This is a genomic window from Pseudoxanthomonas sangjuensis (assembly GCF_010211755.1).
Classification (GTDB): domain Bacteria; phylum Pseudomonadota; class Gammaproteobacteria; order Xanthomonadales; family Xanthomonadaceae; genus Pseudoxanthomonas_A; species Pseudoxanthomonas_A sangjuensis.
Genome location: NZ_PDWR01000008.1, coordinates 92,121 through 113,403 on the forward strand (window position 1 = coordinate 92,121; position 21,283 = coordinate 113,403).

Consider the following 21,283-nt stretch of genomic DNA (forward strand, 5'->3'; position numbering starts at 1 on the left):
CGCGGTGCGGACCCCTGCCCCTGCTGGCGAAAGCGAACGGGCGTTCGCGCGGCGGACAACGGAAGGATCCGCGCGGGGCGACGGAAACGGAACCCCCCCCGGTTCCCCTTTTGCGAAGGGAGGGGGAGAAGCGCCGTTCAGTCGATGCCGATGCCCGCCAGCTTCTGCAGCGCTTCGGCGTATTTGGCGCGGGTGCGGGCGATGACCTCCGCCGGCAGTTTCGGGCCGGGCGCGGTCTTGTTCCAGTCCAGCGTCTCCAGGTAGTCGCGCACGAACTGCTTGTCGTAGCTTGGCGGGCTGGTGCCGACTTCGTATTGCTCCGCCGGCCAGTAGCGCGACGAGTCCGGGGTCAGCATCTCGTCCATCACGTACAGGCGGCCGTCGGCGTCGGTGCCGAACTCGAACTTGGTGTCGGCCAGCAGGATGCCGCGCTGGGCCGCGTACTCGGCGGCGAACTGGTAGATGCGCAGGGTCGCGTCGCGGACCTTTTCGGCCAGTTCGGCGCCGATGGTGCGGACCATCGTGTCGAAGTCGATGTTCTCGTCGTGGTCGCCGACCGCGGCCTTGGTCGACGGGGTGAAGATCGGCTCCGGCAGCTGTTCGGCCTGGCGCAGGCCCTGCGGCAGTTCGATGCCGCTGACCTTGCCGGTGCGCTGGTAGTCCTTCCAGCCGCTGCCGATCAGGTAGCCGCGGGCGATCGCCTCCACCGGCACCGGCTTGAGCTTCTTCGTCACCACCGCGCGCTTGGCGTACAGCGCCGCGTCGACGCCTTGCGGCAGCACGCTGGCGACGTCGATGCCGGTCAGGTGGTTGGGCAGCAGGTGGGCGGTCCTGGCGAACCAGAAATTCGAGATCTGGCACAGCATCTCGCCCTTGCCGGGGATCGGGTCGGGCAGGACCACGTCGAATGCGGAAAGGCGGTCGGTGGCGACCATCAGCAGGTAGTCCCCCGGCGGCGCGTCGGCGGGCAGGCGTTCGCGCGGCAGGTCGAACACGTCGCGCACCTTGCCGCGATGGCGCAGGGTCAGGCCGGGCAGGTCGGATTCGAGCAACGTCGTGGACACGGGTACTCCTGGACTGCGATGACTGCTGTCCACGGGGCCCGTGCGGGCGGCGGGAGACTCATCGAGCGGCCCGTGAAGGCGGCCCGCGGGACAGCGGGCCGCGTAGTGTACGACTGCGCGGGCGCCCTGTGCCGTAGAATTGCGGCGAATTTTCGGCGAGAGCGGCGGATGACGCGCTGGTACGGCAAATTGCTGGGTTTCGTGGCCGGCTGGCTGCTGCTGCGGCACCCGCTGGGCGGGCTGATCGGGCTGCTGCTCGGCCATGCCTTCGACAGCGACTGGTTCAAGCTGTCGAAGGACAACCCGTACCGCGCCTTCGACCTGACCAGCGACGCCACCGACGCCGAAATCGACCAGGCCTACCGCCGGCTGATTTCGCAGTACCACCCGGACCGGCTGGCCGGCGCGGCGCCGGAACTGCGCGCCCGGGCCGAGGCGAAATCGCGCGAACTCAACGCTGCCTACGACCGGATCAAGAAGCTGCGCCGGCGCTGAGCTGCCACGAACCGAAGGAATCCCATGTCCGACTGCATCATTGCCCCGTCCATCCTCTCCGCGGACTTCGCCCGGCTCGGCGAGGAAGTCGACAACGTGCTGAAGGCCGGCGCCGACTGGGTGCACTTCGACGTGATGGACAACCACTACGTGCCGAACCTGACCATCGGCCCGATGGTTTGCGCGGCGCTGCGCAAGCACGGCGTGACCGCGCCGATCGACGTGCACCTGATGGTGCAGCCGGTGGACCGCATCGTGCCGGACTTCGCCGAGGCCGGCGCCAGCGTGATCAGCTTCCACCCCGAGGCCAGTTCGCACGTCCACCGCACCATCCAGCTGATCAAGTCGCACGGCTGCCGGGCCGGGCTGGTGCTGAACCCGGCCACGCCGGTCGACGTGCTGGACTGGGTGCTGGAAGACCTCGACCTGGTGCTGCTGATGTCGGTCAACCCCGGCTTCGGCGGCCAGGCCTTCATCCCGTCGGCGCTGGACAAGCTGCGCGCGGTGCGGAAGAAGATCGACGCCACCGGCAAGGACATCCGCCTGGAGATCGACGGCGGCGTGAAGGCCGACAACATCCGCAAGATCGCCGCGGCCGGCGCCGACACCTTCGTCGCCGGCTCGGCGATCTTCAATGCCCCCGGCTCCAATGTGGAAGGCTATGCGGCGGTGATCGCGAAGATGCGCGCGGAAGTGGCGGCGGCCTGCGGATAAGTTGCAAACGAAAGGAAGGGGGCTGCCGCCATCGCCCGCAATGCCGCAGGCCGATCCCGCCCGCGCGCGCCGTCCCTGCCATGGCCTTCCACGCTGCGCCGCCCCGGAGGGTTCCGCAGTCGCGGGCATGGCCCGCTCCCGCACAAGGCCGCCGGATCGGTTAAAGTGGGGCCCCGTGATCCCGCAGACGCTCTCCCGCGATCTTCCTTCCGCTCGCCGGTCCTGGCGATGGTGGCCCGTTGCCGTCGTCTGCCACGCCCCCGCATCCCGGAAGGAAAGCCATCTTGATCACGCAGGAACAGTTCCAGCGCCACGCCGCTGAAGGCACGTACAACCGCATCCCCGTCGTCCGCGAGGTGCTGTCCGACCTGGACACGCCGCTGTCGGTCTACCTGAAGCTGGCCGACGCGCCGCACACCTACCTGTTCGAATCGGTCGAGGGCGGCGAGCGCTTCGGCCGCTATTCGATCATCGGCCTGCCGGCGCGCCGGGTCGCCACCTTCCGCGGCCACGCGCTGGAAATCCGCGACCGCGGCCGGCTGGTCGAAAGCCGCGAGGTCGCCGATCCCTTCGCCGAAGTCGAGGCGCTGCGCGCCGCGCACGTGGTGCCGGAACTGGAAGGGCTGCCCGGCTTCAGCGGCGGCCTGGTCGGCTGGTTCGGCTTTGAGTGCATCGAATACATCGAACGGAAACTCGCCGCAGACCCGAACCCCGACCAGCTCGGCACGCCCGACATCCTGCTGATGCTGTCGGAAGAGCTGGCGGTGTTCGACAACCTCAAGGGCCGCCTGTACCTGGTCGTGCACGCCGATCCGCGCGAGGCGGACGCGTGGGACAGGGCGCAGGCGCGGCTCGACGCGCTGGTCGCCAAGCTGCGCGCGCCGGGCGCCGGCTATCCCGCGCCGATCGCGCGCGACGTGCTCGACGAAAGCCACTTCGTCTCCGGCTTCACCCGCGAGGGCTTCATCGCCGCGGTGGAGAAGTCGAAGGAATACATCCGCGCCGGCGACGTGTTCCAGGTGGTGCTGAGCCAGCGCCTGAGCGTGCCGTTCGCCGCGCGCCCGGTCGACGTGTACCGCGCGTTGCGCGCGCTGAATCCGTCGCCGTACATGTATTTCCTCGACGCCGGCGACATGCAGGTGGTCGGTTCGTCGCCGGAGATCCTGGTGCGCCTGCAGGGCGGCGAGGTGACGGTGCGCCCGATCGCCGGCACCCGTCCGCGCGGCAGGACGCATGAAGAGGATCTGGCGCTGGAAGCCGAACTGCTGGCCGATCCGAAGGAGCGCGCCGAGCACCTGATGCTGATCGACCTGGGCCGCAACGACGTGGGCCGGGTGTCGGAGGCGGGCAGCGTGCGGGTCGGCGAAAGCTTCGTGATCGAGCGCTACAGCCACGTGATGCACATCGTCAGCGAGGTGACCGGGAAACTGCTTCCCGGCCTGAGCTACGCCGACGTGCTGCGCGCGACCTTCCCGGCCGGCACGGTCAGCGGCGCACCGAAGATCCGCGCGCTGGAAGTGATCCGCGAGCTGGAGCCGATCAAGCGCAACGTCTACGCCGGCAGCATCGGCTACATCGGCTGGCACGGCGACGCCGACACCGCCATCGCGATCCGCACCGCGGTGATCAAGGACGGCAAGCTGCACGTGCAGGCCGGCGCCGGCATCGTCTACGACTCCGACCCGGAGAAGGAGTGGGACGAGACGATGAACAAGGGCAGGGCGCTGTTCCGCGCGGTGGCCGAAGCGGCGAAGGGGTTGTGATGAAAACTCTAACCGAAAGGGGAACTTCCATGAAAAGTAGGATTGCAGTCGCAGCAGGTCTGCTTGCGATTATTGGTTCCTTGCAGGCCCAGGCGCCGGCTGATCGGCCGTTTATCGCCGTGCATGGCGAAGCAAAGATGGACGTGGTGCCGGATATTTTCCCGGTTGAATTGACGCTGAAAGAAACCAGCACGGACGCTGCGGCTACGCAGCAGAAAATTGAGTCCCTGGCCAGGGATATCCTTGCCGTTACCGAAAAAATGAAAGTCAAAGACGATGATGTCACGATTTCCAACTTGGAGATTTCCCCGGAATACAAATGGGACGACGACGCAGACAAACAGGTATTTCAGGGCAATACCTATGAGCGGGAAATCAAGGTCAGATTCCATTCGTTGGCGAAGTTGAATGAGTTCATTTCGGCCTTGCCAAAATCGAACGCCTTGCGAATCCAGACGGCCAAGTTCGAGACGTCGCGTGCAGATGAGCTTCGTCGCGAATTGCTGGATAGCGCGATTGCTAATGCAAGGAAGACGGCGGAGGTAATGGCGACTGGCGTCGGTCGAAAGTTGGGTGCAGTGCAGAACATCTCGAATCAGGGCCTGAATCTCCAGTACTCACAGAGTCTGGAGTCAGTCGTGGTGACCGGTGCCCGCGCAACGGATTTGTATGCTCCAGCGCCCCCGCCGCCGCCGGCTGTTCTGCGCGAGGGCAAGATCACGCTCGACCAAGACGTGTACATCGTCTACGAACTGAATTGAGCAAAATCATGCTGTTGATGATCGACAACTACGACAGCTTCACCTACAACCTCGTCCAGTACCTGCAGGCGCTGGGCGCGGAGGTGCGAGTGGAGCGCAACGACGCGCTGACGGTGGAGCAGATCGAGAAGCTCGCGCCCGAGCGCATCGTCGTCTCGCCCGGCCCGTGCACGCCGAACGAAGCGGGCGTCTCGCTGCAGGTGATCGAAAGCCTCGGCCGCACCACGCCGATCCTCGGTGTCTGCCTCGGCCACCAGAGCATCGGCCAGGCCTACGGCGGCAAGGTGATCCGCGCCGGCCGCATCATGCACGGCAAGACCTCGCACATCCGCCACCAAGGCAAGGGCGTGTTCGCCGGTTTGCCCGACGGCTACGAGGCGACCCGCTACCACTCGCTGGTGGTCGAGAAATCCTCGCTGCCCGATGCGCTCGAAGTCACCGCATGGACCGAGAACGACGACGGCAGCTTCGAGGAGATCATGGGCCTGCGCCACCGCGAATTCCCGGTCGAAGGCGTGCAGTTCCACCCCGAATCGATCCTCACCGAGCACGGCCACGCCCTGCTGAAGAACTTCCTGGAGCGCACATCGTGATGATCGAACCCGCGCAATTGCTGGTGTTCATGCTTGCCGGCTGGCTGCTCAACCTCACGCCCGGCCCCGACGTGCTGTACATCGTGAGCCAGTCGCTGCGGTCCGGGCGCAGGGCCGGTGCGATCGCCGTCGCCGGCATCAGCGTCGGCTGCCTGGTGCACGTGGCGGTGGCGGCGCTGGGCCTGGGGGCGCTGCTGGCGACCTCGGCCGCGCTGTTCAACGTCGTCAAATGGGCGGGCGCGCTGTACCTGCTGTGGGTCGGCCTGCGTCTGCTGCGATCGCCGTCGCCGCCCGCGGCGGTGGAAGCGCCGGTGCGCGAGGCCGCTGCCGGCTCGTTGCGGCAGGTCTTCGCGGGCGGCTTCCTGACCAACGTGCTGAACCCCAAGGTCGCGTTGTTCTTCCTCGCCTTCGTGCCGCAGTTCATCGCGCCGTCGGCCCACGACAAGACGCTGGCCTTTGCCTTCCTGGGCGTGGTGTTCATCGTCAATTCGCTGCCGGTCAACTTCGGCTACGTCCTGCTCGCCGGCTGGACGCGACGCAGCCGGGTGGTCGCGCGGGGCATGCATTGGCTGGATCGCATGGCGGGCGTGCTGTTCATCGGTTTCAGCGCACGGCTGGCCCTGGCGGCGAGGCCGGGCGCATGAGCAAGGCTGGCAACGCGGGCATCGAGATGGCTGCGAACGAAAAACTCTTCGTCGTGATGCTCGGCGGCACCCACCCGAAGGCCCGGGTCGAGCTGCACGACGTCGCCTTCGCCATCGGCGACACGCTCGAATCGACCTACCCGCAGCTGCGCGCGCAATGGTTCGGCGAACCGCGCGGCGCGCACGTCGATTCGTGGATGGAAGTCGACGGCGTCGACGGCTGGCAGGTGCGTTTCTCCGATGCGCCGCCACCGGCCGGTTCGCCGAAACTGTTCTTCGTCAATCTCGGCGGCTACGAGAAGGGCGTGTTCGGCGAAGCGCACGCCTACCTGCTGGTGGTCGCCGGCGACGCGGCCGATGCCAAGGCGAAGGGCAAGGCGCGGGCGGACGCCGGCTGGATGCTGCCGCACAAGGACGCCCTGTACGGGGTGGACGACTGCATCCCGGTCGAGGTGGCCGGCGGTCGCCACGTGACGCTGGTCGAAGGCCCCCACGCCGGCATTGCGTACCATAGCGACTACCTGGTGATTTCCTGATACCCGAAGGCGCGGCATCCATGTCGATTTCCCCACAAGAAGCCCTGCAGCGGACCATCGAGCATCGCGAGATCTTCCGCGACGAGATGATCGACCTGATGCGCCAGATCATGCGCGGCGACGTCTCGCCGACGATGACCGCGGCGATCCTGACCGGGCTGCGGGTCAAGAAGGAGACCGTCGGCGAAATCGCCGGCGCGGCGACGGTGATGCGCGAGTTCTCGCGCGCGGTCGACGTTGCGGATCGCACGCATCTCGTCGACATCGTCGGCACCGGCGGCGACGGCTCGCACACCTTCAACATCTCGACCTGCTCGATCTTCGTCGTGGCCGCCGCCGGCGCGCGCGTGGCCAAGCACGGCAACCGCAGCGTGTCGTCGAAGTCGGGCAGCGCCGACGCGCTGGAGGCGCTGGGCGCGAACATCGAGCTGCAGCCGGAGCAGGTCGCGCGCTCGATCGCGCGCACCGGCATCGGCTTCATGTTCGCGCCGATCCACCATCCGGCGATGAAGGCGGTGGCGCCGGTGCGGCGCGAGATGGGCGTGCGCACCATCTTCAACATCCTCGGCCCGCTGACCAACCCGGCCGGCGCGCCGGGCATCCTGATGGGCGTGTTCCACCCCGACCTGGTCGGCATCCAGGCGCGCGTGCTGCGCGAACTCGGCGCCGAGCGCGCGCTGGTGGTGTGGGGCCGCGACAACATGGACGAACTCTCGCTCGGCGCGGGAACGCTCGTCGGCGAATTGCGCGACGGCAAGGTCAGCGAATACGAGCTGCACCCCGAGGATTTCGGCATCGCGATGTCGCACAGCCGCAACCTGCGCGTGGCCGGCCCGGCCGAGTCGAAGGCGATGCTGCTGAAGGTGCTGGACAACCATCCGGGCCCGGCGCGCGACATCGTGCTGCTCAACGCCGGCGCGGCGTTGTACGTGTCCGGCGTCGCCGACGATATCGCCCACGGCATCCAGCTCGCGCGCGCGGCGATCGCTTCCGGCGCCGCGCTGGCGAAGCTGCAGGAATTCGTCGCCGCCACGCAGGCCCTGGCGAAGGAGGCTGCGTGATGTCCGGCAACGGTTTCGCGGAATTGCCGCAGCCGCCGTACTACGCGGTGATCTTCTCGTCGCGGCGCAACGGCCGCGACGAGGAAGGCTACGCCGCGGCGGCACGGCGGATGGTCGAGCTGGTGGCGACGCAGCCGGGGTTCCTCGGCGTCGAGTCGGCGCGTGGCGGCGACGGCTTCGGCATCACCGTCGCCTATTTCGACAGCGAGGACGCGATCCGCGGCTGGAAGGCGAACGCCGAGCACGCGGCCGCGCGCGAACGGGGACGGCGCGACTGGTACGAACACTTCGAGTTGCGCGTGGCGAAGGTCGAGCGCGCCTATGGCTGGGATGCCGAGCGGAGAGCGCAGAGGAGCGAGGAGTGAGTAGAAAACCGGATTGCCGCTGGCTGCTCCTCACTCCTCACTCCTCACTCCTCTTCACTCTCTACTGATCCATGAGCGACATCCTCAACACCATTCTGGCGCGCAAGGCCGGGGAAGTCGCCGAGCGCCGCGGCCGCGTCCCGCTCGACGAACTGAAGGCGCGCGTGCGCGACGCCTCGCCGGTGCGCGGTTTCGCCGATTCGCTGCATGCGGCGATCGCCCACGGCGACCCGGCGGTGATCGCCGAGGTCAAGAAGGCCAGCCCGTCGAAGGGCGTGATCCGCCCGGACTTCCATCCGGCCGAGATCGCGGTCAGCTACGAGTTCGGCGGCGCCTCGTGCCTGTCGGTGCTGACCGACGTCGATTTCTTCCAGGGGAGCGACGCCTACCTGCAGCAGGCGCGCGAGGCGTGCACGCTGCCGGTGCTGCGCAAGGACTTCACGGTCGATCCGTACCAGGTGTACGAGGCGCGCGCGCTGGGCGCCGACTGCATCCTGCTGATCGTCGCCGCGCTCGACGACTTCCAGCTGGCCGAGCTGTCGGACCTGGCGATGCAGCTGGGCATGGACGTGCTGGTCGAGGTGCACGACATCGACGAGCTGGAGCGCGCGCTGCAGGTGCCGGCGCCGCTGCTGGGCATCAACAACCGCAACCTGCGCACCTTCGAGGTCTCGCTCGACGTGACCTTGTCGATGAAGGACGCGGTGCCGAAGGATCGCCTGCTGGTCACCGAGAGCGGCATCCTCGCCCCGGCCGACGTGGCGACGATGCGCGGCGCCGGCGTGCACGCGTTCCTGGTCGGCGAGACCTTCATGCGCGCCGAGGAGCCGGGCGAGGCGCTGCGTACGCTATTCTTCGACGCATGAGCGACAGGTACCCCGAACCGCGCGCGAACGCGGCGCTGGTCGTCTTCGACTTCGATCACACCCTCTACGACGGCGATTCCGGCAGCCACCTGTTCGCGTGGCTGATCAGGCGCAACCCGCTGCGCGTGCTCGCCGCGCTGCTGGCCACGCCGCTGCTGGGCCCGATGGTGGCGTGGTTGCCGACGCGCCGCCATGGCATTTCCGGCTACGTGTGGATCGGCACCTTCGGCCTGCGCCGCGCGCGCGAGTTCGACGCATGGATCGACCGCTACGTGCGCGGGCACGAAGCGGGCATCCGCGCGCGGCTGCTGCCGCAGGCGCTGGAAGTGTTCGCGCGGCACCGCCGCGACGGCGACCGCGTGGTGGTCGCCACCGGCGCGCCGCCGGAGCTGGCGCGGGCGATCCTCGCCTTCGTCGCCCACCAGGACGTGCCGGTGATCGGCACCGAGGTCGGGCCGCGCCTCGGCGCGATGATGGCGCTGCGCCACTGCCACAGCGAGGAGAAGATGCGCATGCTGCGCGAGCGCGGCTACGGCGGGATCGACGTGGCGTATTCGGGTTCCAGCGCCGACCTGCCGCTGCTGAAGGCGGCGAAGTCGCCGGTGGTGGTGAATCCGAAGGCGAAGAACGTGGCGATGTTCCGCCGCGCGCTGCCGGAAGGGACGCCGATCCTCAACTGGGGCTGCAAGGATCGCGGCGGGTCGTAGGGGCAGGGCGCGCCGCGCCCCGGCCGGGCGTCAACCGCGCTCGACGACCTTCAGGTCGCGGATGAAATCCCGCCACCCGTACTCCGCGAAGTCGCGGAACTCGCCGGCGTCGTAGAAGCGCCCGAAGCAGTTCTGGCAGCTTTCGAACCAGATGTGCGGCTGGATCGGGTCGACCATGCGGATCAGTTGCCGCTCGCCGTCGCAGGACGGGCACGGCAGGCCGCGGTCGACCTTGTTGCATTCCTCGCCCCTGGCCGCGTCGCCGGTGTCGATCGCCTCGGCGCGGTCCTTCAGCAACTCGAACGCGCGCATGCCGAACCACATCCCGCGGCAGTTCGTGCAGCGATGCGCGTCGGCCTCGGGCAGTGCCAGCCTCTCCATCGGGTGATGGCACTTGGGGCATTCCATGGCGGGACCGGCCTTGCGGGGATCAGCGGGTGCCGTACAGCACCACGGTCTTGCCGCGGGCGTGCAGGGCGCCATCGGCCTGCAGCTTCTTGAGCACGCGGCCGGCCATCTCGCGCGAGCAGCCGACCAGGCGCGCCAGTTCCTGCCGCGACACGCGCAGCTGGGTGCCCTGCGGATGGCTCATCGCCTCCGGCTCCTTGGCCAGGTCGAACAGGGTGCGGACGATGCGGTCGGTGACGTCGAGGAAGGCCAGGCGGCTGGCCTTGCGGCTGGTGTCCAGCAGGCGCCGCGACAACTGCGCGCCGATCGCGTACAGCAGCCTCGGCGCGTCGGCGGCCAGCGGGCCGGAGAACAGCTGCTGGATGCGCTCGTAGCCGACTTCGGCCAGCTCGCACTGGGTGCGCGTGCGCAGGATCACTTCGCGCTTGTCGGATTCGATGAACAGGCCCATCTCGCCGACGAACTGCCCCGGGCCGAAATAGCCCAGCACCAGCTCGCGGTCGTCGGCTTCCTCGGTGATGATGCTGACCGAGCCGCTGACCACGTAGTACAGGGTGCCGGCCGGATCGCCGGGGCGGAACACGTCCGCACGCGCCGGATAGCGCCTGCGGTGGCTGTGGGCAAGGAAGCGGTCGATTGTGCTGCGATCAGGAGACAAGGGACTCACGGTAGGGCGCAGGGGCGTGAACGGGGGAATACTCGTGCTCATAAACGACGCTTTTCCGTTGTGTCGGCCAAAGCTTGGCGAGTTAAGCCAAGCTTAATCTTATTCCGCATGCCACGGCAAACCGGGCTCCGGAGGCAGTCCGAACCGCCCCGCACGCCGGATCTGCCGGTCGGCGGCGGCTGGCCGACATACCGCTGCAGGCGCATTTGCCGCATAATCGCGCCCCTCTTCCGACGCCCCCAGAGGGACTACCGCCGTGGTCAAGCCACTGCCGCGCCTGCGCCTGCAGGGATTCAACAACCTGACCAAAGCGCTCAGCTTCAACATCTACGACGTCAGCTACGCCCAGTCCGAGGCCGAACGCCGGCGCTACATCGAGTACATCGACGAGGAATACAACGCCGACCGGCTGACCCAGATCCTGACCGACGTGGCGGAGATCATCGGCGCCAACATCCTCAACATCGCCCGCCAGGACTACGACCCGCAGGGCGCGTCGGTGACCATCCTGATCTCCGAGGAGCCGGTGATCGACAAGAAGCAGGCCGGCAGGGAGATCATCTCCGACGCCGTGGTGGCGCACATGGACAAGAGCCACATCACCGTGCACACCTATCCGGAGACCCATCCGGACAACGGCATCGCGACCTTCCGCGCCGACATCGACGTGGCCACCTGCGGGGTGATTTCGCCGCTGAAGGCGTTGAACTACCTGATCGAGAGCTTCGAGTCCGACATCGTGATCATGGACTACCGCGTGCGCGGCTTCACCCGCGACATCAAGGGCAAGAAGCACTACATCGACCACAAGATCAACTCGATCCAGGACTACCTGGCCAAGAACATCCGCACCCGCTACGAGATGCTCGACGTCAACGTGTACCAGGAGAACCTGTTCCACACCAAGATGCACCTGAAGGAATTCGACCTGGACACCTATCTGTTCGAGGAGAAGGCCAAGAACCTGTCGTTCAAGGAGCGGATGAAGATCGAGGCGCGGCTGAAGCGCGAGATCGAGGAGCTGTACCACGGCCGCAACCTGGTCGACTGAGGCGACAGCGCACGCGCTATAATCCGCGCGAGATTGCGGGACGACCCGCACGCGCCACGGCGCGCATCCACGACCGACGGCGGTCCGGCGAACCCGGGCCGCCGTTTTCGTTCCGGGCCATCGATGGCATGGAGACGGACATGGCGTGGTTTTATCTGTTGCTGGCGGGCCTGTTCGCGGTCGGGTTCGCGATCGGCCTGAAGCAGGCCGAGGGCTTCACCCGCCTGTGGCCCAGCGTGGCGGCGCTGCTGGCGGCCGCGATCAGCCTGTGGCTGCTGACCCTGGCGCTGAAGACGCTGCCGGTGGGCACCGCCTACGCGGTATGGACGGGGATCGGTGCGGCCGGCGTGGCGATCGTCGGCATCGCGCTGTTCGCCGAAAGCGCCGCGCCGTTGCGCCTGCTGTGCATCGGCCTGATCGTGGCGGGCGCGATCGGCCTGCAGCTGCTGGCGCCGCGGGCCTGAATCGGCGCGCCGCGCTACAGCCGGTAGGCGACCGCCTTCATGAACTTCGACGCCGCGGCCATCAGCGCCGGGATCGGTTGCGGCAGCGCCCGGGCGCCGGCGTGCTCGGCGTAGTCGGCGTGGCGGGCCTCGTCGGCCTTCATCACCTTGAGGATCTCGCGGCTGCGCAGGTCGGCCTCGGGCAGGGTTTCGAGGTGTTCGTCCAGGTGCGCCTCGACCTGGCGTTCGGTTTCGACCACGAAGCCCAGGTTCCAGCCGTCGCCGCGCAGGCCGGCCAGCGCGCCCAGTGCGTAGCTGCCGGCGTACCATAGCGGGTTGAACAGGCTGGGGCGGCTGCCCAGTTCGTCCAGCCGGTCGGCGCACCAGGCCAGGTGGTCGGTTTCCTCCTGCGCCGCCTCCAGCAGGTGCCCGCGGGTCTCCGCTTCGCGGGCGACCGCGGCCTGGCCGAAGTACAGGCCCTGGGCGCAGACCTCGCCGACGTGGTTGATCCGCATCAGCCCGGCGGCATGGCGGCGCTCGGCGGCGTCCAGTTCGACGTCCGGGGTCGACCCGGCCGGGCTGGGCCGGTGCGCGGCGGGCCGGCCGAACACGGTGTCCAGCGCGCGCTGCGCTTCGACCAGCAGCTGGTCCAGCGGGGTGAACTGGCGGACATGGGCCATCGGGACGGTCTCCGGCGGGGGCGGGTCCATTTTCGCGCCGCGGCCCGGTGCTGGTCACCCGGGGCCTAGTGGCTTGCGCGAAGTCGGCGCGGCGGGTATCATCCCGCTTCTTTTTCGCCGCACCACATCGCGTGGCAAAGTTCCGCCGGGCGTCCCGCCTGCCGGAATCCGCCCGACCGGGTACCCCCAAGAGAATCCAGAGTTCGCCATGACCACTTTCACCGCAAAGTCCGAGACCGTCCAGCGCGACTGGTATCTCGTCGACGCCACCGGCAAGACGCTGGGCCGCCTGAGCACCGAGCTCGCGCGTCGCCTGCGCGGCAAGCACAAGCCCGTCTACACCCCGCACGTCGATACCGGCGACTACCTGGTCGTCATCAACGCCGAGAAGATCGCCGTCACCGGCAACAAGCTGGCCGACAAGCAGTACCACCGCTTCACCGGCTACATCGGCAACCTGAAGACCGAGACCCTGGCCCAGGCGCTGGAGCGCCATCCGGAGCGCGTCATCGAGATCGCGGTCAAGGGCATGCTGCCGAAGGGCCCGCTGGGCCGCGCGATGTACCGCAAGCTCAAGGTCTACAAGGGTGCCGAGCACCCGCACGCCGCCCAGCAGCCGCAAGTCCTGGATATCTAAGTCATGGCCATCACCCAAAACTACGGCACCGGCCGTCGCAAGTCCTCCACCGCCCGCGTGTTCCTGCGCAAGGGCACCGGCAAGATCACCGTCAACGACCGTCCGCTGGACGAGTTCTTCGGCCGCGAGACCGCGCGCATGATCGTGCGCCAGCCGCTGGAGCTGACCAACAACACCGAGAACTTCGACATCGTCGTCACCGCCAGCGGCGGCGGCACCACCGGCCAGGCCGGTGCGATCCGCCTGGGCATCGCCCGCGCGCTGGTCGAGTATGACGAGAGCCTGAAGACCGAACTGCGCAAGGCCGGGTTCATGACCCGCGACGCGCGCGAGGTCGAGCGCAAGAAGGTCGGCCTGCACAAGGCACGCCGCGCCACCCAGTTCTCGAAGCGTTAATGGTTTGCTTGCGCCGGGGCTTCGCTTCGGCGCTACAATCCGCTGCATAGCCCCGTCGCCAAGCGGTAAGGCACCTGACTCTGACTCAGGCATTCGGTGGTTCGAATCCATCCGGGGCTGCCAAATCCGAAGACCCGAAGACCCGCCCCGGCGGGTCTTCGCGTTTCCGGGGGGGCATGTCCGGGGCAGGGCCCGTACCGTGGGCGTAGAATCCGCGCCATGAGCCCGCAGCACGCCGCGTCCGACACCGTCGCCCAATCGATCCTGCGCGACGTCCGTACGCGTGGCTATGCGGTGGTGCCGCCGTCCGGCCTCGCTGCGCTGTGCGGCGGCGTCCCCGGCGATTTCGAGATCCTGCGGCCGGGCTGGGAGCGCCTGCCGCCCGACGACTACCTCAAGGACGGCGGCCGCTACCGCCGCCGCCGCCATTCCTGCTTCGTCGTCGACGGCGAAGGAATCGTGCAGGCCCCGCACCGCGCGCACTGGCAATCGCTGGACTACAACGCCCTGCACGGCGGCATGCACCGCTGGTTCGAGCCGATCGCGCCGGCCGCCATCGCGCAGCCGGTCTGGCCGCGGCTGCTGCTCGCGCTCGGCGGGCTGTGCTCGGCGATGAAAGGCGCGCAGCCGTGGTACGTGGAGGCGCACCAGTTCCGCATCGATACCGGCGACGGCATCGGCCGGCCGACGCCGGAAGGCGCGCATCGCGACGGCGTCGATTTCGTCGCGGTGATCCTGGTCGGCCGCGAAGGCATCAAGGGCGGCGAAACCCGGGTATTCGAAGCCGACGGCCCCAACGGCCAGCGCTTCACCCTGGCCGAGCCCTGGTCGCTGCTGTTGCTCGACGACCAGCGGGTGATCCACGAGTCCACGCCGATCCAGCCGCTCGACCCGGCCATCGGCGGACACCGCGACACGCTGGTGCTGACCTACCGGGCGAAGGCTTTCCAGGGCGAAGATTGACCCTTCGCCGCCGGCATTTCATTACAATTGAAACGAATTCGACAACACGCCTCGGAGGCGCGATGAAGCTGGGTTCGTTGAAGGAAGGCGGCCGCGACGGCACGCTGGTGGTGGTTTCGCGCGACCTGGGCCGCGCGGTGCGTGCGGTCGGCATCGCGCCGACCCTGCAGCGCGCGCTGGAGGAATGGGAAACCGCGGCGCCGAAGCTCGCGGCCCTGTCCCAAGCGCTGGACGACGGCGAGGCCGACGGCGAGTTCGCGCTCGACATGCACGCGCTGGCCGCACCGCTGCCGCGCGCCTACGAATTCGTCGACGGCAGCGCCTACCTGCCGCACGTCGAGCGCGTGCGCCAGGCGCGCGGCGCCGAGGTGCCGGCAAGCTTCTACGTCGACCCGCTGATGTACCAGGCCACCAGCGCCGGTTTCCATGGCCCGCGCGATCCGGTTCGGGTCGCCAGCGAGGACTACGGCATCGACCTCGAGGCCGAAATCGTCGTCGTTACCGGTGACGTGCCGATGGCGGCGACGCCGCTGGAAGCCGCCGCGCACATCAAGCTGGTCGGCCTGGTCAACGACGTCAGCCTGCGCAACCTGATTCCCGCCGAGCTGGCCAAGGGCTTCGGCTTCCTGCAGTCGAAGCCGCGCTCGGCGCTGTCGCCGGTGTTCGTCACCCCCGACGAACTGGGCGACGCGTGGCGCGGCAACAAGCTGCACCTGCCGCTGCTGACCCACGTCAACGGCGAGTGGTTCGGCGCGCCGGAAGCCGGCGTCGACATGCAGTTCGATTTCGCCCAGCTGGTCGCGCACGCGGCGAAGACGCGGCCGCTGTCGGCCGGCACCATCGTCGGTTCCGGCACCATCGCCAACCAGGACACGGCGAAGGGCGCGTCGTGCTTCGCCGAGAAGCGCACGGTCGAGACGCTGGAGCACGGCAAGCCGATCACGCCGTTCCTGAAGTTCGGCGACACGGTGCGGATCGAGATGCTGGATCGCGACGGCCGTTCGATCTTCGGCGCGATCGAGCAGCGGATCGAGCCATTGGCGTAATCCGGAGGGCAGGGCCATGCACGAACCGCTGCGGTTGTATTCGTACTGGCGTTCCAGCGCCGCCTGGCGGGTGCGCATCGGCCTGCACCTGAAGGGCCTGGCCTACGAAACCGTGCCGGTGCACCTGCTGCGCGACGGCGGGCAGCAGCACGCACCCGACTACGCGGCGCGGAATCCGCAGCAGCTGGTGCCGGTCCTGCTGCACGGCGAGCGCACGCTCCGGCAGTCGCTGGCGATCCTCGAATACCTGGAGGAAATCCACCCGGAACCGGCGCTGCTGCCGGCCGAGGCGCGCGACCGCGCGCACGTGCGCGGGCTGGCGCAGCTGGTCGCCTGCGACATCCATCCGCTCAACAACCTGCGCGTGTTGCAGTACCTCGAGCGCGAATGGAACGTGCCGCAGCCGGCGCGCGACGAATGGGTCAGGCACTGGATCGCCGGGGGGCTGGCCGCAATGGAGAAATTGCTGGCCGGGGACCTCGCCACCGGCAGCTTCTGCCACGGCGAGGCGCCGGGGCTGGCGGATTGCTGCCTGGTGCCGCAGCTCTACAACGCGCGCCGGTTCGGCGTGGACCTGGCGCCGTACCCGACGATCCGGCGGATCGAAGCCGCGTGCCTCGGCTTGCCGGCATTCGACGCGACGAGGCCGGAGAACCAGCCGGACGCGCCGGCGGCCGCGTAGCGGCGGCGCAAGCGCGAACATTTTCGGTGAATTCCGGCAGCGGCCTGCGCCGCGCCTGCCGGGGCCTCAGCCGAACCCTTGCGTGATCCGCGGGCTGGCCGCGCCGGTGTCGTAGACGTCGGCGTACGGGTCGTGCTCGCCCTTGCTGCCTTCGGACAGGCGGAACTTCAGCGCCAGGCCGTCGCGGGAATCGGCGGCGCGCAGCGCCTCCTCCATCTCGATGCGACCTTCCTTGACCATGCGGAACAGGCACTGGTCGAAGGTTTCCATGCCTTCTTCCAGCGATTCCTCCATGGCCTGCTTCATCTCGTGCACCTGGCCGCGGCGCAGCAGGTCGCGGATCATCGGCGTGTTGATCAACACCTCGGCCGCCGGCAGGCGCCGGCCGTCGACGCCGCGCACCAGGCGCTGCGAAATCACCGCGCGCAGGTTCAGCGACAGGTTCATCAGCACGTTCTTGTGCGCCTGCTCGGGGAAGAAGTTGAGGATGCGCTCGATGGTCTGGTCGGCGTTGTTCGAGTGCAGCGTGGCCAGGCACAGGTGGCCGGTCTCGGCGAAGGCGATCGCCGCCTCCATCGTGGTCGCGTCGAGGATCTCGCCGATCAGGATCACGTCCGGCGCCTCGCGCATCGCGTTCTTCAGCGCGTTGTGGAAGGCGTGGGTGTCCAGGCCGACCTCGCGCTGGTTGACGATCGACTGCTTGTGCTTGTGCAGGAACTCGATCGGGTCCTCGATGGTGAGGATGTGGCCGGTGCTGGTGCTGTTGCGGTAGTCGATCATCGACGCCAGCGAGGTCGACTTGCCGGAGCCGGTGGAGCCGACCACCAGCACCAGCCCGCGCGGGGTCATGATGATGTCCTTCAGCACCTGCGGCAGGTTCAACTCCTCGATGGTCGGGATCACGCTCTTGATCGCGCGAATCACCATGCCGACCTCGCCGCGCTGCTTGAACACGTTGATGCGGAAGCGGCCGGCGTCGCTCAGCGCCACCGCCATGTTCAATTCCAGGTCGCGCTCGAACTGCGGCACCTGGCCTTCGTCCATCAGCGAATAGGCGATCTTCTTGACCATGCCCGGCGGCAGGCCGGTGCTGCCCAGCGGATAGAGCTTCCCCTCGATCTTGATGTAGACCGGCGCCCCGGTGGTCAGGAACATGTCCGAGGCGTTTTTTTCAGTCATCAGCTTCAGGAAATAGCCGATGTCCATGCGTGATCATCCCCCAACTGTGGCCCCGTACATTGCAACCGCGGCGCCGGCTTCCGACAATGGCCCCGCGCTACCCCAGTCGCCACGGAAACCCTGAATGAACCGTAGCTTCGCACATTTTCCCGAGTTCCTGCATGCGGTAGTGGCCGCAACCCTGTTCGCCGTCACACTCGCGGCGCCGGTCCGGGCCCAGGTGGTCACGGCCGTGCCGGAGCTGCAGGCGGCCCAGCAGGCGGTCGGCCGCGCCGACCGGGCCGACGCCGACCAGTACGCGCCCGACCTGATCGCGGCCGCGCGGCAGACGCTGAGCCAGGCCCAGGCCGCCGCCATGGGCGATCGCCGGCAGCGCAAGCTGGTGCCGCAGCTGGCGCAGCGCGCCGCCGTCGAGGCCGACCTGGCGCGCGCGCGCAGCGAGGAAGCGGCGACCAGTGCGCGGCTGCAACAGCGCCGCGGCGAGGTCGCCGAGCTCAAGCGCAAGCTCGGCATGGAGGAAACGCAATGAGCCGCACCCTCGTCTTCGCCGCGTTGGCGGCAATCGCCTTCGCCGCGGCCGCCGCGGAAAACCCGGACGTGGCGCGCCTGAGCCAGCGCCTCGCCGCGCTGCGGGCCGATCCGCAGCTCGGCGGACTGGCGCCGTACGAGCGCATCCAGGCGCAACAGGCCGTCGATGCCTTCGCCAGGGCCAAGCGCAAGCAGCGCGAGGAATTCCTGTACCTGGCGGAAAAGCGCGTGGAAATCGCCGAGACGGCGGCGCGCACGGCGGAGGCCAAGCGCGAGCTCGACGAACTCGACGACGTGCGTCGCGACCTGATGGTCGAGGCCAGCCGCCAGGAAGCCGCGCGTGTGCGCGCCGAGAACGAACGCCTGCGCATCCAGGCGCAGATCCAGGCCGAGGAAGCCGAACGCCTGCGCCTGGCCGCCGAAGCCGAGGCGCAGGCCCGGCTCGAGGCCGAAGACACCCTGACCGCGGTCGCCGGCCAGCAGGCGGCAAGACTGTCGGCGGCGCAGCGCAAGGAGGCGCAGCTGGCGCGCGAGGAGGCCGAACTGGTTTCCGGCGCGAAGCTGCCTTCGTCGAAGTTCGAGCAACGCGGCGAAGTGTTCACCCTGGCCGGCAGCGTGTTCGAATCGGGCTCGGCCAGCCTGTCGGCTTCGGGCAAGGACACGGCGGGCGCGATCGCGGCCTACCTGGCCGCACGACCGAAGACCCGCGCGCGCATCGACGGTTACGGCGACGGCGGCCTGGGCCAGCGCCGCGCCGATGCGCTGCGCGACGCGCTGGTCGCCGCCGGCGTCGGCCGTTCGCGGCTGCAGGCCGGCGGCAAGGGCAAGGCGACCCAGGCGCGCGCCGCCGAGGTGGTGGTTTCGCCCTGATTCGCGCACGATAAAATCCAGGAAAATCAGTATCTTGCACGAATATCGTTGGCTTCCCGGCGGTTCCGTTAAGTCCGCCTAACGGATGCGCTCCGCAGGAAAATCAATTACTTGCGAAGGGTCTTGCCTGCCCGGATTTGCCGGAGTAGCGTCTGATTCCCAAGCGGCTCATGTCGCTTGGCTCAGTGGAGAATCGGGCCGATGAAGCAGACGCCGCCGCCTTGGGAGAACACGCCGGATGACCAGGTCCGTGCGGTCGCTCCCGGCAAGCAGGCCAGCGAGCGTCGCCAGAAGCCCCTTCTCCGTAGTTCCCCCCGTTAGCGCCCCGTGCCCCCAGGCCGGGGCGTTTGCATTTCCGAAGGAGGTTCGCAATGTTCGAAGGGCAACCACAGTCCGCCATCGACGCCTTGATCAAGGCCGACCCGGAATTCAAGCAGCTCTACCAGCGACACCGGGAGCTGGACAAGAAGGTCACCGACGCCGAACTCGGCGTGCTGCCCATCGACGACAACACCCTGGGACAGATGAAGCGCGAGAAGCTCCACGCCAAGGAGCGCTTGCTGCGCATCTACGACGCCAAGCCGCATTGAACCAGGCGGCAGGTCCGGTTCCATCGTCGCGGGCGGCGGCGGCTTCCTCGTCCGTCGCCGCCGCCCGCGTCACTCCTCAAGGCCCGCGCAAGCGGGCTTTTCGTTACCCGGCTGTCGGCCCGTCGCGGTGCGGTGCGATAATCGGGGGCCATCCACGACGCAGTGCCAGCGCATGACGATCCACGCTTCCGTCCTCGAATTGATCGGCGACACCCCCATCGTCAAGGCGCAGCGCCTCGACACCGGCGTGTGTGAGCTGTACCTGAAGCTGGAAAGCGCCAACCCCGGCGGTTCGATCAAGGACCGCATCGGCCTGTCGATGATCGAGGCGGCCGAGAAGCGCGGCGACATCGGGCCGGGCGCTACCCTGGTCGAGGGCACCGCCGGCAACACCGGCATCGGCCTGGCGCTGGTCGCGCAGCAGAAGGGCTACAAGCTCATCCTCGTCGTCCCCGACAAGATGAGCCGCGAGAAGATCTTCAACCTCAAGGCGATGGGCGCCGAGGTGGTGCTGACCCGTTCCGACGTGGCCAAGGGCCATCCCGAGTACTACCAGGACCTGGCCGCCAGCATCGCCGCGAAGACGCCCGGCGCGTACTTCATCAACCAGTTCGGCAATCCCGACAACCCGGCCGCGCACGAATTCGGCACCGGCCCGGAAATCCTGCGGCAGATGGACGGCAGGCTGGACGCCGTCGTGTTCGGCTGCGGCAGCTCCGGCACCATGACCGGCCTGTCGCGCGCGTTCGCGAAGCTGTCGCCGCAGACCGAGCTGGTGCTGGCCGACCCGGTCGGCTCGATCCTCGCCCAGTACATCAACGAGGGCACGCTCAGCGAAAAGTCCGGCACCTGGCTGGTCGAAGGCATCGGCGAGGACTTCCTGCCGACGATCTCCGACTTCACGCGGGTGAAGAAGGCCTATTCGATCAGCGACGCGGAAAGTTTCCGCACTGCGCGCGAACTGCTGGCCAAGGAGGGCGTGCTGGGCGGCTCGTCCACCGGCACCCTGCTGGCCGCGGCGCTGAAGTACTGCCGCGAGCAGACGACCCCGAAGCGCGTGGTCGTGCTGGTGCCGGACACCGGCAACAAGTACCTGTCGAAGATGTACAACGACTACTGGATGCTCGACAACGGCTTCATCGAACGCGAGAAGTACGGCGACCTGCGCGACCTGATCCTGCGCCCGTACAACCAGCGCGACACCGTGGTGGTCGGTCCCAACGACCTGCTGACCACCGCCTACCAGCGCATGAAGCTGTACGACGTGTCGCAGTTGCCGGTGATGGAAGGCGACCGGCTGGTCGGCATCGTCGACGAAAGCGACGTGCTGCTGCACGTGTACGGCGACGAAGCGCGCTTCCGCGACCCGGTTTCCACCGCGATGGTCAGCAAGCTGGACCGCCTGGACGTGAAATCGCCGATCGAGGCGTTGCTGCCGGTCTTCGACCGCGGCCAGGTCGCCATCGTCATGGACGGCGACGCGTTCCTCGGCCTGATCACCCGAATCGACTTGCTCAATTATTTGCGACGGCGCGTGCAGTAAGCGCGAAAACCCATTCAGCAAGCGCTGATAA

Annotated in this window: 27 protein-coding genes and 1 tRNA gene; 23 read left to right on the forward strand and 5 right to left on the reverse strand. The window is 68.1% G+C overall.

Annotated features, from left to right (window positions below):
* Positions 1 to 137: 137 nt before the first annotated feature.
* Positions 138 to 1,064: a phosphoribosylaminoimidazolesuccinocarboxamide synthase gene (locus CSC71_RS06075; RefSeq protein WP_162373463.1), complete on the reverse strand. Its 927-nt coding sequence runs from the start codon at positions 1,062 to 1,064 to the stop codon at positions 138 to 140.
* A 168-nt stretch (positions 1,065 to 1,232) separates the two neighbouring features.
* Between CSC71_RS06075 and CSC71_RS06080 the strand changes: the two genes are divergently transcribed.
* The 11 genes from CSC71_RS06080 to CSC71_RS06130 all read left to right on the forward strand — a co-directional run bounded on the left by CSC71_RS06080 (position 1,233) and on the right by CSC71_RS06130 (position 9,569).
* Positions 1,233 to 1,559 carry a J domain-containing protein gene (locus CSC71_RS06080; protein WP_162373464.1) on the forward strand — a complete coding sequence of 109 codons (327 nt, stop codon included), beginning with the start codon at positions 1,233 to 1,235 and terminating at the stop codon, positions 1,557 to 1,559.
* Positions 1,560 to 1,583: 24 nt separating this feature from the next.
* On the forward strand, positions 1,584 to 2,273 hold the full coding sequence (rpe, locus tag CSC71_RS06085) for a ribulose-phosphate 3-epimerase (protein ID WP_162373465.1): 690 nt from the start codon (positions 1,584 to 1,586) through the stop codon (positions 2,271 to 2,273).
* 284 nt (positions 2,274 to 2,557) lie between these two features.
* Positions 2,558 to 4,036, forward strand: coding sequence for an anthranilate synthase component I (trpE, locus tag CSC71_RS06090; RefSeq protein ID WP_162373466.1), 1,479 nt, complete (start codon positions 2,558 to 2,560; stop codon positions 4,034 to 4,036).
* Between the two features lie 29 nt (positions 4,037 to 4,065).
* The gene (locus CSC71_RS06095) at positions 4,066 to 4,797 is read left to right on the forward strand and encodes an SIMPL domain-containing protein (protein WP_162373467.1); all 732 of its coding nucleotides are present in this window, start codon (positions 4,066 to 4,068) and stop codon (positions 4,795 to 4,797) included.
* 8 nt (positions 4,798 to 4,805) lie between these two features.
* A complete protein-coding gene (locus CSC71_RS06100; protein ID WP_162373468.1) occupies positions 4,806 to 5,390 on the forward strand; it encodes an anthranilate synthase component II in 585 nt (194 codons plus the stop codon).
* Positions 5,390 to 6,034 (forward strand): LysE family translocator, encoded by a 645-nt coding sequence (locus CSC71_RS06105; RefSeq protein ID WP_162373514.1) that lies wholly within the window; start codon positions 5,390 to 5,392, stop codon positions 6,032 to 6,034. Before CSC71_RS06100 ends, CSC71_RS06105 begins: the two co-directional genes overlap by 1 nt.
* The gene (locus CSC71_RS06110; protein WP_246192027.1) at positions 6,031 to 6,570 is read left to right on the forward strand and encodes a DUF1543 domain-containing protein; all 540 of its coding nucleotides are present in this window, start codon (positions 6,031 to 6,033) and stop codon (positions 6,568 to 6,570) included. The genes CSC71_RS06105 and CSC71_RS06110 overlap by 4 nt, the downstream gene beginning before the upstream one ends.
* A gap of 20 nt (positions 6,571 to 6,590) precedes the next feature.
* Complete coding sequence (gene trpD, locus CSC71_RS06115) at positions 6,591 to 7,631, forward strand: anthranilate phosphoribosyltransferase (RefSeq protein ID WP_162373469.1); 1,041 nt, start codon at positions 6,591 to 6,593, stop codon at positions 7,629 to 7,631.
* Positions 7,631 to 7,996 (forward strand): antibiotic biosynthesis monooxygenase family protein, encoded by a 366-nt coding sequence (locus CSC71_RS06120; protein WP_162373470.1) that lies wholly within the window; start codon positions 7,631 to 7,633, stop codon positions 7,994 to 7,996. Before trpD ends, CSC71_RS06120 begins: the two co-directional genes overlap by 1 nt.
* A gap of 71 nt (positions 7,997 to 8,067) precedes the next feature.
* Positions 8,068 to 8,862, forward strand: coding sequence for an indole-3-glycerol phosphate synthase TrpC (gene trpC / locus CSC71_RS06125; RefSeq protein WP_162373471.1), 795 nt, complete (start codon positions 8,068 to 8,070; stop codon positions 8,860 to 8,862).
* Positions 8,859 to 9,569, forward strand: coding sequence for a haloacid dehalogenase-like hydrolase (locus tag CSC71_RS06130; RefSeq protein ID WP_162373472.1), 711 nt, complete (start codon positions 8,859 to 8,861; stop codon positions 9,567 to 9,569). Before trpC ends, CSC71_RS06130 begins: the two co-directional genes overlap by 4 nt.
* A 30-nt stretch (positions 9,570 to 9,599) precedes the next feature.
* Here the strand turns inward: CSC71_RS06130 and CSC71_RS06135 are convergent, their stop codons facing one another.
* On the reverse strand, positions 9,600 to 10,052 hold the full coding sequence (locus tag CSC71_RS06135) for a zf-TFIIB domain-containing protein (protein ID WP_343037675.1): 453 nt from the start codon (positions 10,050 to 10,052) through the stop codon (positions 9,600 to 9,602).
* Positions 10,000 to 10,686 (reverse strand): cAMP-activated global transcriptional regulator CRP, encoded by a 687-nt coding sequence (gene crp, locus CSC71_RS06140; RefSeq protein ID WP_162373474.1) that lies wholly within the window; start codon positions 10,684 to 10,686, stop codon positions 10,000 to 10,002. The genes CSC71_RS06135 and crp overlap by 53 nt, the downstream gene beginning before the upstream one ends.
* Positions 10,687 to 10,900: 214 nt before the next feature.
* Between crp and speD the strand changes: the two genes are divergently transcribed.
* Entirely contained in the window at positions 10,901 to 11,695 is a 795-nt protein-coding gene (gene speD / locus CSC71_RS06145; protein WP_162373475.1) for an adenosylmethionine decarboxylase, read from the forward strand.
* Between the two features lie 140 nt (positions 11,696 to 11,835).
* Positions 11,836 to 12,159 (forward strand): DMT family transporter, encoded by a 324-nt coding sequence (locus tag CSC71_RS06150; RefSeq protein WP_162373476.1) that lies wholly within the window; start codon positions 11,836 to 11,838, stop codon positions 12,157 to 12,159.
* Positions 12,160 to 12,173: 14 nt separating this feature from the next.
* Here the strand turns inward: CSC71_RS06150 and coq7 are convergent, their stop codons facing one another.
* On the reverse strand, positions 12,174 to 12,818 hold the full coding sequence (gene coq7 / locus CSC71_RS06155; protein WP_162373477.1) for a 2-polyprenyl-3-methyl-6-methoxy-1,4-benzoquinone monooxygenase: 645 nt from the start codon (positions 12,816 to 12,818) through the stop codon (positions 12,174 to 12,176).
* Positions 12,819 to 13,026: 208 nt separating this feature from the next.
* Between coq7 and rplM the strand changes: the two genes are divergently transcribed.
* The 6 genes from rplM (at position 13,027) to maiA (ending at position 16,542) form a co-directional block, all read left to right on the forward strand.
* A complete protein-coding gene (gene rplM, locus CSC71_RS06160) occupies positions 13,027 to 13,455 on the forward strand; it encodes a 50S ribosomal protein L13 (RefSeq protein ID WP_162373478.1) in 429 nt (142 codons plus the stop codon).
* Between the two features lie 3 nt (positions 13,456 to 13,458).
* Positions 13,459 to 13,851 carry a 30S ribosomal protein S9 gene (rpsI, locus tag CSC71_RS06165; protein ID WP_162373479.1) on the forward strand — a complete coding sequence of 131 codons (393 nt, stop codon included), beginning with the start codon at positions 13,459 to 13,461 and terminating at the stop codon, positions 13,849 to 13,851.
* A gap of 48 nt (positions 13,852 to 13,899) precedes the next feature.
* A tRNA-Gln gene (locus tag CSC71_RS06170) sits at positions 13,900 to 13,974 on the forward strand.
* A 96-nt stretch (positions 13,975 to 14,070) separates the two neighbouring features.
* Positions 14,071 to 14,814, forward strand: a complete 744-nt coding sequence (locus CSC71_RS06175) for a 2OG-Fe dioxygenase family protein (protein ID WP_162373480.1) — start codon at positions 14,071 to 14,073, stop codon at positions 14,812 to 14,814.
* Between the two features lie 62 nt (positions 14,815 to 14,876).
* Positions 14,877 to 15,860, forward strand: coding sequence for a fumarylacetoacetate hydrolase family protein (locus CSC71_RS06180; protein ID WP_162373481.1), 984 nt, complete (start codon positions 14,877 to 14,879; stop codon positions 15,858 to 15,860).
* A 16-nt stretch (positions 15,861 to 15,876) separates the two neighbouring features.
* Entirely contained in the window at positions 15,877 to 16,542 is a 666-nt protein-coding gene (gene maiA / locus CSC71_RS06185) for a maleylacetoacetate isomerase (protein WP_162373482.1), read from the forward strand.
* A 66-nt stretch (positions 16,543 to 16,608) separates the two neighbouring features.
* Here maiA and CSC71_RS06190 read toward each other — a convergent pair whose 3' ends face one another.
* Positions 16,609 to 17,748 carry a PilT/PilU family type 4a pilus ATPase gene (locus CSC71_RS06190; protein WP_162373483.1) on the reverse strand — a complete coding sequence of 380 codons (1,140 nt, stop codon included), beginning with the start codon at positions 17,746 to 17,748 and terminating at the stop codon, positions 16,609 to 16,611.
* A 97-nt stretch (positions 17,749 to 17,845) separates the two neighbouring features.
* Between CSC71_RS06190 and CSC71_RS06195 the strand changes: the two genes are divergently transcribed.
* The 4 genes from CSC71_RS06195 (at position 17,846) to CSC71_RS06210 (ending at position 21,252) form a co-directional block, all read left to right on the forward strand.
* Positions 17,846 to 18,250, forward strand: a complete 405-nt coding sequence (locus CSC71_RS06195) for a DUF4398 domain-containing protein (protein ID WP_162373484.1) — start codon at positions 17,846 to 17,848, stop codon at positions 18,248 to 18,250.
* The gene (locus CSC71_RS06200; protein ID WP_162373485.1) at positions 18,247 to 19,119 is read left to right on the forward strand and encodes an OmpA family protein; all 873 of its coding nucleotides are present in this window, start codon (positions 18,247 to 18,249) and stop codon (positions 19,117 to 19,119) included. The genes CSC71_RS06195 and CSC71_RS06200 overlap by 4 nt, the downstream gene beginning before the upstream one ends.
* Before the next feature lie 371 nt (positions 19,120 to 19,490).
* Complete coding sequence (locus CSC71_RS06205; protein WP_162373486.1) at positions 19,491 to 19,709, forward strand: HP1242/YdcH family protein; 219 nt, start codon at positions 19,491 to 19,493, stop codon at positions 19,707 to 19,709.
* Between the two features lie 172 nt (positions 19,710 to 19,881).
* On the forward strand, positions 19,882 to 21,252 hold the full coding sequence (locus CSC71_RS06210) for a pyridoxal-phosphate dependent enzyme (RefSeq protein WP_162373487.1): 1,371 nt from the start codon (positions 19,882 to 19,884) through the stop codon (positions 21,250 to 21,252).
* The last annotated feature ends 31 nt before the right edge of the window (positions 21,253 to 21,283 follow it).